The organism is Chthonomonas sp., from assembly GCA_016788425.1.
GTDB lineage: Bacteria > Armatimonadota > Fimbriimonadia > Fimbriimonadales > Fimbriimonadaceae > JAEURQ01.
The window spans coordinates 1,009,371-1,021,525 of record JAEURQ010000002.1 but is presented as its reverse complement, the minus strand read 5'-3'; the positions used below and the strand labels follow the sequence as shown (position 1 = coordinate 1,021,525).

Here is a 12,155-nt window from a genome sequence, read left to right as displayed (position 1 = left end):
ACATTTTGGGTACAAGCAATGCCGCAAAAGCTCGTTCCCCAGCCCAAGCTTATTTTCGAACGATCCCGCGCCGGACGCGTCGGTTGCAACCTTCCGAAATGCGACACGCCCGCGGTTGATTTGGAGGCCACTCTCGGCGCCACTCGCAAGGAGTTGAACCTGCCCGAAGTGAGCGAACTCGAAGTCGTTCGACACTTTACGAACCTTAGCCATATCAACTACGGCATCGACAACGGGTTCTATCCGCTGGGTTCGTGCACTATGAAGTACAACCCGCGTATCAACGAGCGAACGGCCAGCCTCCCCGGCTTCGCCGCGATTCACCCGATGCAGCCGGCGAGCACGGTGCCCGGCGCCATTACGGTGCTTCGCGAGGTGCAAGAAATTCTCATGCAGGTGACCGGCTTCGACGAGATCACTCTGCAACCGCTCGCCGGGGCTCACGGCGAGTTCACGTGCCTGATGCTCATTAAGGCGTACCACGAGAGTCGAGGCGAAGGCGCGCAGCGGCGCATAGTTTTGGTTCCCGACAGCGCTCACGGGACGAATCCCGCCTCCGCCGCCATGTGTGGCTACGAGGTGCGATCCGTGCCGACCAACGCCGAAGGGAACACCGACTTGGAAGCTCTGCGCGCGGCGCTCAGCCCCGAGGTTGCCGCGTTCATGGTGACCAACCCCTCGACGCTGGGCTTGTTTGAACCGAACATTTTGCAGATTACGGCGATGGTGCACGAGGTCGGCGGACAAGTGTTCTGCGACGGCGCGAACATGAACGCCATGGTCGGCACCACGCGCCCGGGCGATCACGGGTTCGATTGCATGCACCTCAACCTGCACAAGACGTTCAGTACGCCGCACGGCGGCGGCGGCCCCGGCTGCGGAGCCATCGGTCTGAAGTCGCACCTGGCCGCGTACATGCCGGTGCCGGTTGTCGAGCGCAAAGCGAACGGCGAAGCCACATTGGACTGGGCCCGGCCCCACTCGATTGGTCGCGTTTCGCCGTTTTTTGGCCAGTTCCTTATGGAAGTGCGCGCGCTCACCTACTTGCTGGCGTATGGCCGCGAAAACATGCACCGAATTTCGTACTACTCGGTGCTCAACGCGAACTACGTTCAGGCACGCCTGAAAGACGTGCTGCCGCAAGCGCACGACCGCCCGTGCATGCACGAGTGCGTGCTCACCGCCGAGAAATACAAGAAGGAATATGGCGTGCGCGCGCTCGATCTGAGCAAGCGACTGATTGACTACGGTTTCCATCCGCCGACCAACTACTTCCCGCTGATCGTGCCGGAGGGCTTTATGATTGAGCCGACCGAGACCGAAGCCATGGAAACCCTGGATGCGTTCTGCGACGCGCTCATAGCGATTTGCGAAGAGGCGAAGACGAATCCCGAGCTGCTGAAGGCCGCGCCGACGGCGCAGATTGTGGGCCGCGTGGACGAGGCCGCCGCCGTCAAGAACCTTGACGTGCGATGGCGCGCCAAGCAACTGGTTAGCAAATGAAGTCGCCGCTTTCGGGGGCCACCTGGCAGGCCGTAGAGGCCACGGCCTCCACTCAGCGCGACCTTGCCGCCTTGGTTCAGAAGGGCGAGTTCGTGGGCGCGCTCTGGGCCAAGCATCAAACCGAAGGCAAGGGCCGATTCGGGCGTGAGTGGTACAGCGAGGCGGGCAACTCGCTGACGATTTCGCTGGCGTTTCACGAATACGCGGATCATCCCAAACCGTGGCTTATCGGCATGGCGGTCGGCTTGGCGGCGGCCTCGGCGTGCCACTGCAAAATTGCCTGGCCGAACGACCTGGTGCTGCAAGGCAAGAAGGTGGGCGGCATCCTCACCGAGCTTGTCACCAACCCGGACGGAAGGCTGATTCCGGTGGTCGGGGTCGGCATCAATTTTGCCGTCGCCGAGTTTCCGGATGGCCTCACGGAGAGCGCGGCCAACGTGCATCAGGGTGCAGTGAGTGCCGACGACGTAGAGCAACTCGCCAAGGACCTGATTGACCGCATCGAAGGCCTGCCTGAGCCTGACGCTTGGTCGTCGCTGCGACCGGTGTGGAGCCTCTTCGACGCCACGCCGCAAAAGCAGTATCGCCTCGCCAACGGCGGCGATGCCATCGGCATGGGCATTGGCCCCGAGGGCGAACTGATTTGCTCTGTCGAGGGCGAAACACAAACTGTGCTGGCGGCTGACGCGATTTTCGGTCCGGCATCGTCCTAGCGATTGATGTACGACCGTTTCGCGCAGAAACTCGATCGCCTCAACGCGCAAAAGCAGCGGCTCATTGACATGGTGTGGGCCGTGCCCGACTCGCAACGGGTGCTTCACCCGAAAGACGGCAGCTTTTCGCCGGTGGAGATGCTCATGCACATGGCGCTCCTCGAATCGAACTACGCGGACATTCTTGATGAAACACCGATCGGTCGTTACGAGGGCAGCGTCGCCAAGCCTGGGTTCATCTACAACTTTGTGCTCAAACGCATGAAGGAGGCAAAGGCCTCGCCCGCGCCGAAGCAGACCACCCCGAAGTGGGTGCCGGGTGTGGATGAAGCGATCAAGGAGTGGGACAAGCAGCGCGAGCGCCTGACCAAGCACCTGGAGGTAGCCAAGCCCGCCGAGATTTGGGTTATCGCCAAGCCGCTCGGCAAGATGTCGGCGGACCACGCCTTGGACCTCATGGCCGCGCATCACCACTATCACATCGAACGCTTTACTTATGCCGATATGCCGCCCAAGGCAACTCCCGCAACCTAGGCCCGGCGACTGCGTATTGGTTGTTGATCTATGATCTCAAGCATCGTGGGTGTTCTAACTTTTGTCGTGATGGCTTCCGCCGTCCTCGCCTTGGTTATTTTCGGAGTTCCTGCCTTTCGAATGGCGATGCGCAAAGCCAAAGAAAACGATGAGCGCCGCGCGCGCCTCGCCAAAATGGAGCAGGAAGAAGAGGAGATTCGCCGACGCTTTGAAGAGGAAGCTCGCGCCGAAGTAGAAGATAAACATGATTGAAATGGGTTCCTCCGAACGCAAGCTGAAGCTTGGTTGCATCGTCATTCCCCTTGGCATCCTGATCGCCTTTAGCATCATCTGGAGCCGTTTTCAATGGATCCCCGCCGGCTACGTCGGCGTGATCTACAACGCCTCGGGCGGCTTGCAAGACAAGGTCTACACCCCGCGGCGAGTCTTCGTCAACTGGTTCCAAACGCTCTACGTGTATCCCACCCGCTTACAGGCGGCGATCTATTCCAGCACGCCGCAGTGGGGCGAGGTGAGTGCCTCGGACGGCATTCAAATTACGACCAGTGACCAGGCGACCACCACGTTTGATGTGGCGGTCTACTACCGAATTCGCAAGGAAAATGTGTTCACCGCGTTCAAGTCGTTTGGGGCAATTCCCATTGAAGACGTGCAGTCACAGCACATTCGCCGTGCGGTTCGCGAGGCGGCCAATGCCGTCGGCACGCAGTACGACGTCTTTCAGTTGCTCGGGGATAAACGCCAAGAAGCGAGCGAGCGCATCAACGAGCGGCTGGTGGCGAACCTTGGTCGCAAGGGCGTGACCATTGAACGCACCATGCTGATGACCGCGACGTCACAGGCGGACATCACTCAGAAGATTACGACCCGCGTCAACTCGCTCACGCAGCTCACCATTTCGCGATTGCTTTCGCAGATCGCCGAGGTGAGTCGCCAAAGCGGCGTGGTTCGCGCCCAGTCCGACGTCAAGGCGCGGACGCTCACGGCGTCGCAAACCAAAGATAAGAGCCTCCAGCTGATGGAGCTTGAGCTACAGGAAGAGGCGATTGACGCCTGGAACGGCAAACTGCCGCGGATTCAAAGCAAGCCCGGCCAGACGATCGTGCTTGGCGCGGATGCGCTTAGTTCGCTGCAAGGAGGGAAGTAATGAGTGAGCAAATGTCGCCCGCCGCGGTGAAAAAGCTGGGCCTGGGCATCGTGTTTGTGGTCATCGCCATCATCGTGATGGGGAGCTTCAAGGGTTGTGTCAAGCAGATTCCGCCCGGCACGGTGGGGATCAAGTTTAACGGGTCATCGGGAATCAGCGAGAAGTTGCTCAAGCCCGAGGTGAAGATTGTGCTGCCCTGGGAGCAGCTGATCATCTATCCAACAAGCATCAAGAACGCGAGCTACGTCCGCCGCGCCAACGAAGGCGCCGCGGAGGGAGATGACGCGATACCGGCAAGCACCTTTGAAGGCGCGACTCTGCCCGTGGATGTCACCGTGGCGTTTCATATTGACCCCGCCAACGTGGTGAAGGCCTTCGAAAACTTCGGGACCGCCGAACTGTCCGAACTGGATGATCACTTCATCCGATCGGCGGCTACCTACGCCATCAACGTGGTGTCGGGCGCTCGCTCGATTTTCGACCTGACGACCAAAGAACGCGCCCAGTTTGGCCCGGATGTCAAGGCAGTATTGGCCCCGATTCTCGCCGACTACGGCATCACCATTGACGACGTGTTCATCGGCGAGGTATATCCGAGCGCCGAGGTGCGCGAGAAGGTGAGCGAGTCCATCGCGGTGCGAACCCAACTGGATACCGCCCGTAACGAACTGGAACGCGCCAAGATTGACGCTCTCACAGTGGAGACCAACGCAAAGAAGCAAGCCGAAATCAGCCGCCTGATGAGCGAGCAAGGCGACAAAGCAATCGCCCTGAAGCGGATTGATATCCGCCGCAAGGCGATTGCGAAGTGGAAGGCCGGGGGCGGCGCCCCCAGCGTCGTCGGCGACGGCACGATCCCCTTCACTACGATCGCGCCGAAGTGATCTCGCTTAGCCGCCGAGATCGAACTGTTGGGCGAGGATGGTGTAGTCGGCGATATCGATGACGCCATCCTGGTTGAGGTCGGCGTTGGCGTTGTAGCCAGGCCCACCTAACACGGTGTCAAAGGCGGCGGCCAGCAACGTGTAGTCGCCGATATCCACCGTGCCGTCGCGATTGATGTCGGCGACCAGGCCCACGACATTGATCGTGATGGACTTGGTGTCGCCATTTAACGTCGCCGTTACCTGGGAGCTGCCGTTGTCGCGTCGCCATACGGCGTTGGCCGTAAAGGTCGCCGTGTTGCTGCCCGCCGGAACGGTCACCGAGGCCGGAACCGTGACCGAGTTCGTATCGCTGGATTGCAGCGTCACCACCGCACCGCCGGTTTGGGCGAGGTTCGCCAGTCGTACGCGGCACGTGGTGCTGTTCGCGCCATACATGCTGCTGGGGCCTTCCAGCGCCATCATCCAGACAAGTCCGCCCGCATCAACGCGCCAGATTCCGCGGCCGTGCGTGGCGGCGTAGAGATAGCCTTGTCCAGGGACAAAGGTCAAGTCGTCGACGCGCAGGTTCGGCAGACCGAGCGGGTTGGTGATGTTCGACCACGATCCGCCGCCATTGATGCTCATGAAGACGCCGACGTCGGTGGCCACGTACCAGTCCGTACTCGGCGCGCGCGGGTCCAGACAGATGCTCATGTGCGAGATGTTCGGTGTGGCCGTAGCACCCGCGCCGGACCGCGAAGTCCAAACACGGCCCGCGCCCGCGGTCGGGTTGGTGCACTGCCAGATGCGACTGGCTGAGGTGCTGCTCGACTGCACCAGAATGATGTGGTCGGGATTGAGCGGGTGCACGGCAATATCTTTGATATTGCCGGTCGGCAGACCGCCCGACGTGATTTGCGTCCAGGAAGTTCCTCCGTTGGTGGTCATCCACACCTGCCCATCCGAACCGCCCGTGTAGATCCGGTTGCCGTCGGACGGCGCCACGGCAATTGATCGAATCGTCCCCCCTGTGAGCAATGTCGCCCCGATGGAATAGGACCAGCTATTCGTGCCGAAGCTATATTTGTTGAGATAGCGACTCCCGGCATAGAACTGAGCGCCGTTGGTGGGGTCGCCTTCAATGGGGGCGATAAAGGCCACGTTGTCACCGCTAGGAAAGTTTGGCGAGATTCCGCCACTGGAACTCCAGCTATTCGTGGTGCGCTCGGCGCCCATGTATTGCCACGTTGTGACCTGGTTGTTGGGGTTGGATTGGCTAACAAAGTGGTATGAACCGTCGCCCGCGCCGGGGTTGATCCAGCTTGCAAGGTTGCCGTTGGCGCAAGGCGAGGCGTTGTCTTGAGTGCCGCCGATCATCCGGGTGTTGTTGGTCGGGTGATACGCCGCATGATAAAACTGCGTCGTGCCGCCGAGTTGTGCATTCAGCGATTGAATCGTGAACGTGTTCTGGTTGGAGTTGTTGCCGCGATAGATACCGCCGTCATTGGCGATCAGAATTTCCTCCGGGTTCACCGGGCTAACGGTCATGTTGTGCTGATCGTTGTGCAGGTTCGAATTGCTCTCGTAACTGCGTCCGTAGGCACGCCATGTAGCTCCGCCGTCGCGGCTCTGAGCAACGTCAATGAGGCCGACGTAAATGACATCTTGCGCCCCGTTCGTCGAGGTCTCCATGTGCATGTCGTAGGTGGATTGCGACCAGTTGTACTGCGCGCCCAAACTGGCGTTCCCGTCCGGGAATCCCGCGCTGATATCCACCCAGGTTGCGCCGCGATCGGTGCTCTTATAGATAGATTGCGTGTTACTCGCCATCGCGTAGACGGTGTTGGGGTCAATCTTGCTCGCCGCAACATCGCCCCGATTTGTGTTGGGCGATGGACCAGCTAGTGCCGTCCACGTGTCCCCATCATCAAGGCTACGAAGGATTGAGTTCGAAGAACCACGGACCGATGCGTACAGAGCCCGCACGTTCGATGAGTCCTTTACCCCGACGGAATAGGCGCTGATGTTGTACGAGTTGGTCGTCGCGTTGGACCAAGAGAAGCCGCCGTCGGTGCTCTTTTTGATTTGAGTTCGGTCGGTAAAAGCAATGAGACGGTCCGTGTCGTCCGGGTCAATCCAGATGTCTTTGATGATCGCGCTGCCGAACGCGGATACGCCAATCGTGGTCCAAGTGTTTCCGCCGTTGGTGGATTTGCGAATTCCGAACCCGTTGCCGAGGCCGCCGTCGTAGTCGCCCGTCCCCACGTAAAGAACGTTTGTGCTGACCGGATCGACCACGATACAGGAAGTGAGCAGGCGCGCCCAATTGTCGCTGAGGCAGGTCCAGTTCACGCCTTGGTCGGTCGTCTTCCAAATACCCGACTGGGCTCCCGCGATGTAATAGGTATTCGTGTTGCTCGGGTCGTAAGCGACGTAGTTAAAGCGCCCGCCAAGTGGCGACTGGCCGTAATAGGTGCGGTAGGGGATGCTGAAATTGGTCGGGCCGACAAATTGCCAGTTACCCACTAGTTCGGTGCCAATTCCGCTGCCGCCGATGGTGCCACGCGGCATGCGATCGCGCTGCTGTTCGGCGATGTCGTAAGCGGCAAAGTCAACGCTATCCGATCCCGGGTTCGCTCGTTCGCGCAGGAAGTGAAGATACGCTTCCAGGTAATCGCAGCCCGGCATTTCGCCGACGATCTTGGCCTTGTCGCCGCGGGTCGAGCGGTAGTACACGTAGTAGTCCGCTTCGTATTCGTGGATCGCGGCGCGCACACGGCTGACGCTGTTGATGCCGTTGGCATGAATCGGCGGGGCCGGCGCAACCGGGGTGATCGCGCGGATGCCCTTGAGGGCTTTCACTCGCTTCGCGGTCGCGAACCCATGCTTCGTGCGGATGAGCAGCAAGTTGCCCTGCAGGTGGAACTTACCGCCAAACTCCTTTTTGATCGAGCGCGCCGCGAGCTTGGCGTCGCTGTAGGTGAGTTGCAGCCGGAGAAGACCGGCTTCGGTAGGCTCAGGCCCACCAAAAGCAAAAGCCGCGACAAGCGCGGCGAACGAAGCAAAAGCAGTTCGAAAATTCATGTTCCCTGTCCGAGTACCGCCTTTTAGAGGGAGATTCGGGCAGTTTAGTTCGCCGCAAGTTCGGTGCCTAAAGCGGCAGTTTCGTCTCAGCTAGTGAAATTACGCGGAGTTGGATGACCTTCTCTTCGAATGGCTCCAGCGCGCAGGGCAGGTGCGAGACGCCCTCGTTGGAGTGGTACGACTTGCCGTCCATCTCCAGCAGGTTGCCCCACAAACCCTTGACTTTGAGGCGGAATTTGACCGCTTGGTCAGACGGATTCTTAATCGTGATGTTGGCCCAACGCTTGCGCATGTCGAGTTCCACTCGGCGCATTTGGCCGAAGTTGACTTCGAACTCGGCGTTGAGTTGGCGCAGCACGATCAGCTGGAACACGCCGTCCCACGGGGTGACGGTGTACGAGTTTTCGCCGGTTTCGAAGTGGCAGCCAAACGTGAACGTGCCCTGCACATGGCTCGGCAGCACGTAAGCACCCGCCGTCCGCAGGTAATGGAAGTACCCCAGCCCGCTTGCCCCCGTAAAATTGCTGTACCCGTGGTGCTTGCTGGCGAGGTCCGGGGTGTAGCACATCGAACTCGCGCCATCGGAGCGAATCAGCGCCCACGGCCCCATCATGCCGCCGAACGCGAGGCGCATATAGGCTTCCGGAATCGCAGCATAGTCGCGGTCGAGCTGGCGAAAGAAGATGCTGCTGTTCGGAATCGTGGTGTGGGCCAAACAGGCCTCGCCGCGGTCAATCAGAGCTTTGAGCGGCGTCGAATCCGCGCCGTCCCAACTGCGCTTATCGCTGCCATACCACCACCAACTTGGCGCCAGAGAGCGCGCGGCGAACGCGCATCGCAGAGTCCGCTCCAAGTGCGCGTCGTTTTGCTCGCGGAGCCCGGCCGCGAACACTTCCTCAAAACCGCTGGTATCCAGCACGGATTCGCCGGCATAGGGGAACTGCTGCCGAACCATTTCCTTGGATTTTTCGGCGACGAGTGGGCGCAGCACGTTGAGTTCTTCGTACAATCCTTCCTTCTGGAGGTCGTCGAGAATTTCGTCAATACGGGCAAAGCCGGGGATGCCGACCGTGCGCACGTAGTGCCGCCATCCAAACTGGAACAAGGCAATGGCGGTGCGCGCCGACCATTGCAGATACGTGCCTGGCTTTTCGCGTGTGGTGCCGTAGATGCTGGCGATGCGATACATCGCGTGATAGATGTTGAAGACGCTGGGGTAGGTAAGCGGGCGGCCCACATAGCTGGCGGTCGCGCCCTCTTGCAGCACGCATCCGACGCTGAAGTCGCCCGGGTTCTGAATGTCGTCGCGAAGGAAGTCGGCGATGTAGTCATCCAGCGCCTCGATCTCTTCCCGCACCGGGTAGATCGTGTTCTTTTCCGCGAGGAAGAGCGCATCGGCCAGAGAGCATTCGACCCCGCTCGCGCCCTGATACTCCTCGGCATCCACCACGCGCTCAGCCCGCGCGCAATCGGCGAGCAAAATCGCGTGGAACAGCTGACTATTCGGGTCGCGGTGAACCTGGTTTTCGACGATCCAAGCCGCACGTTTGCGGATCAAGTTCTCGACCGGCTCGGTGAACATCAAGTGCACATGGCTGAGGCGGCCCTTGCCATCCTCAAACGAAACGCGCACCGGGCCCGGCGTTTTGGGGCGAATGAAGCAGAAGCCGCTTTCCTCGTCGCTATCTACTTCGATGATCGCATCTTTGCTGCAGAAGAACCGGCGCACTCCGGTGCCTTGCACTTCAATCGCGATGCCCACGTCGGTCGGGGCGACGGCGCTCGGCAACAGCTTGACGGTGGGACGGCCACACGCCGTGAGCGTCGAGTTCACCGCGTCGTCCTTGTCGCGCTCGCCCGGCACAAACCGCATTTGGAAGGTGCGCGAGTCGCCGGGCTCAAGAATCAGCGAGGTGTGGTCGTTGGTCCAGCTCTTCCAGCCCTCGCGCTCAATGGTCGCGCGGCTGTAGATGTAGACCACCGGGATGCCTTCCCACTGGTGCGGCGTGGTGAGGCTGCCCGGGATGTGAGCGAAAAACTCCCAGCCGGTGTTGTCGCCCGGAAACACCAAGAGCCCGGGCGGTTCGCTGGTCATGCGCTGGGCGAATACCCAACTGGCCGCGCCGCCGATGAACTTGTGAATGTAGAGGCGCGAGTTCCAAAGCTTGCGCAGCTGTTCGTCGCTCCAACCGAAGCCGTCGTAAAAGTTGTTCAGCGCGAGCGGGAAGCCGAGTTCGCCGATTTCGATGGACTTGTTGCCGATGTTCTTGATCGTGAGTTCCCACACGATCTGCGGCACTTGGCCGGCGATTTCGTAGAAGCGACCCGTCGCCTGAATCTCGGGGAGGAAAGGGAAGTCGTATTCGAATTCGACCTTGTCGCGCGGGACCATGAGGTCCATGTCCTCGTCCATATCCTCGCCACCGAACGGGTTCCGCGCCGATTGGTTGCGGCTGACGATCCACGGCCCGTCGGGGTCAGTCCGCGCGCCAATAAGGATGGTTCCGGGCAGATAGTTCTCGCTTGATTCGTCGCCGAAGAACAGCGGCGGGAGGCAGAATTGGAAGTCTTCGCCCTCGTCGGGCAGGGAAGGGTCGCTCGCCCACAGCTCGGTTATCCGGCCGCTCGGGCTGAACTCCATGCTGATGAGGCTGCCGCTCAGCTCGCTCTGCGCGCCATCGAAAAAGTCCATTTAGAGCGGCCCCTTGGCCGCGGCGATCGCCTCGCTGATGCCGTTGTAATCCACTTCGAAGGGCGCGGGAATGGTCACGCTTTGGCCCGTCGCGGTGCCAAACGCCACCGCCGCCTCGGCGTTGATCCAGTTGCTCGCGCAGTGGTGAAGGTCGGCAAACTTCGGATACTTGGCCGCCCGCAATGCCGAGCTCTGGTGAGCATAGGCCAGCATCAGAAGGTCGCTGAGGGCGGCCATTTTGACCTGACCCCAATCGGGCAGACACAGGTTGAGCGCGCGCCCGGCGAGATCATTCACGAACGAATCGCCCGAGTAATTGAGGCTTGATTTGCCTTCCTTCACACGGCGCAGTAAGCGGTCGGCGAGAAACAGGCGATTGATTTCATTGGTGCCTTCGTAGATGCGGCTGATGCGCGCGTCGCGGTAGATCCGGGCCAGCGGAAACTCTTCGGTGAACCCATAACCGCCGAAAATTTGGAGCATTTCGTCCACGATAAACGCTTCGACTTCGGTCGCGAAGACCTTGCAAGCCGAGCACTCGATGGCGTACTCCTCGGCGGCCAGACGGTTGCGGCTGATGGGGTCGGTGTCGAGCGTCTTGCAATGGTCAAATGCGCTGTCAATGAGCGCGCCGGTGCGATAGATCATGCTCTCGGCGACGTAGTAGCGGGCCGCGCTCTCGACGAGCTTCTTCTTGATGAGGCCGAAATCGAACAGGGCTTGCCCAAACTGCTTGCGGTCGAGCGCGTATTGGAGGCCGCAGCCAATGGCCTCGCGGGCCGGGCCGATGGACATGGAGGACAACTTGAATCGACCCAGATTAAGGGCGTTAAACGCGATATAGTGGCCCTTGCCTTCCTCCCAAATCAGGTTTTCGCGCGGCACCCGCGCATCTTCCAGCACAACCCGCGCGGTGGACGAACCCTTGAGGCCCATTTTGTGTTCCTCGCGGGAGATGCTCACGCCGGGGAAATCGCGCTCAACAAGGAACGCGGTGACCTTGTCGTTGACCTTCGCCATAACCAGAAACTGCTGCGCCCATTTGGCGTTGGAAATCCACATTTTCGTGCCGTTCAGCACGTAGTGGTCGCCGACAAACTCGGCCTTGGTGGACATGGAAAGCGCGTCCGAACCGCTGTTCGGTTCGCTTAGACAGTAGGCCCCAATCTCCTCGCCCATCACCAGTTTAGGCAAGTACTTTTGTTGCTGCTCGGCGTTGCCGAACAGGGCCACGCCCACTTGGCTGATGCCGCTGGTGATGCCGACCGTCACCGAGAACGAGGCGTTAAGACTAAGAAACTCCAGGATGCGCGCGGCTAGGTTTTTGCTGAGGCCGAGTCCGCCTGCTTCTTCGGGAGTGTCGATGCCACAAAACCCGAGTTCGCCGGCCTTGCGGATGAGCTCGGGCATGAGGCCGTCTTCTTGCTTGTCAAGGCGTTCGGCGAGCGGCAACACTTCGTTGCGCGAGAATTGCTCCGCCGTCTGGATCATCAGTTTTTCGTCGGCGGCAAAGTCTTCGGGACAGAAAATTTCGGAGGGAGTGACGGCAAGAAAGTGACCCCCCACCATTGCGGAGTCAGCATGGATGACGCGAACGTCGGACATGGGTGGAATTA

9 protein-coding genes are annotated in these 12,155 nt (G+C 60.3%); 6 read left to right on the top strand and 3 right to left on the bottom strand.

Annotated features, from left to right (window positions below; all coding sequences use genetic code 11):
* Positions 1-18: 18 nt before the first annotated feature.
* From gcvPB to JNJ45_06895, 6 genes are read left to right on the top strand one after another with little or no spacing between them, the layout of a single operon-like run.
* Positions 19-1,503 (top strand): aminomethyl-transferring glycine dehydrogenase subunit GcvPB, encoded by a 1,485-nt coding sequence (gene gcvPB / locus JNJ45_06920; protein ID MBL8048398.1) that lies wholly within the window; start codon positions 19-21, stop codon positions 1,501-1,503.
* The gene (locus tag JNJ45_06915; protein MBL8048397.1) at positions 1,500-2,216 is read left to right on the top strand and encodes a biotin--[acetyl-CoA-carboxylase] ligase; all 717 of its coding nucleotides are present in this window, start codon (positions 1,500-1,502) and stop codon (positions 2,214-2,216) included. The genes gcvPB and JNJ45_06915 overlap by 4 nt, the downstream gene beginning before the upstream one ends.
* 6 nt (positions 2,217-2,222) lie before the next feature.
* The gene (locus JNJ45_06910) at positions 2,223-2,750 is read left to right on the top strand and encodes a DinB family protein (GenBank protein MBL8048396.1); all 528 of its coding nucleotides are present in this window, start codon (positions 2,223-2,225) and stop codon (positions 2,748-2,750) included.
* Positions 2,751-2,780: 30 nt separating this feature from the next.
* On the top strand, positions 2,781-3,002 hold the full coding sequence (locus JNJ45_06905; GenBank protein ID MBL8048395.1) for a hypothetical protein: 222 nt from the start codon (positions 2,781-2,783) through the stop codon (positions 3,000-3,002).
* A gap of 1 nt (position 3,003) precedes the next feature.
* A complete protein-coding gene (locus tag JNJ45_06900) occupies positions 3,004-3,897 on the top strand; it encodes a hypothetical protein (GenBank protein MBL8048394.1) in 894 nt (297 codons plus the stop codon).
* Positions 3,897-4,781, top strand: a complete 885-nt coding sequence (locus tag JNJ45_06895) for a hypothetical protein (protein MBL8048393.1) — start codon at positions 3,897-3,899, stop codon at positions 4,779-4,781. The genes JNJ45_06900 and JNJ45_06895 overlap by 1 nt, the downstream gene beginning before the upstream one ends.
* A gap of 6 nt (positions 4,782-4,787) precedes the next feature.
* Here the strand turns inward: JNJ45_06895 and JNJ45_06890 are convergent, their stop codons facing one another.
* The 3 genes from JNJ45_06890 to JNJ45_06880 all read right to left on the bottom strand — a co-directional run bounded on the left by JNJ45_06890 (position 4,788) and on the right by JNJ45_06880 (position 12,144).
* Positions 4,788-7,847 carry a hypothetical protein gene (locus JNJ45_06890; protein ID MBL8048392.1) on the bottom strand — a complete coding sequence of 1,020 codons (3,060 nt, stop codon included), beginning with the start codon at positions 7,845-7,847 and terminating at the stop codon, positions 4,788-4,790.
* A 67-nt stretch (positions 7,848-7,914) separates the two neighbouring features.
* Positions 7,915-10,539, bottom strand: coding sequence for a hypothetical protein (locus JNJ45_06885; protein MBL8048391.1), 2,625 nt, complete (start codon positions 10,537-10,539; stop codon positions 7,915-7,917).
* Positions 10,540-12,144, bottom strand: a complete 1,605-nt coding sequence (locus JNJ45_06880; protein ID MBL8048390.1) for an acyl-CoA dehydrogenase family protein — start codon at positions 12,142-12,144, stop codon at positions 10,540-10,542.
* Positions 12,145-12,155: the final 11 nt, after the last annotated feature.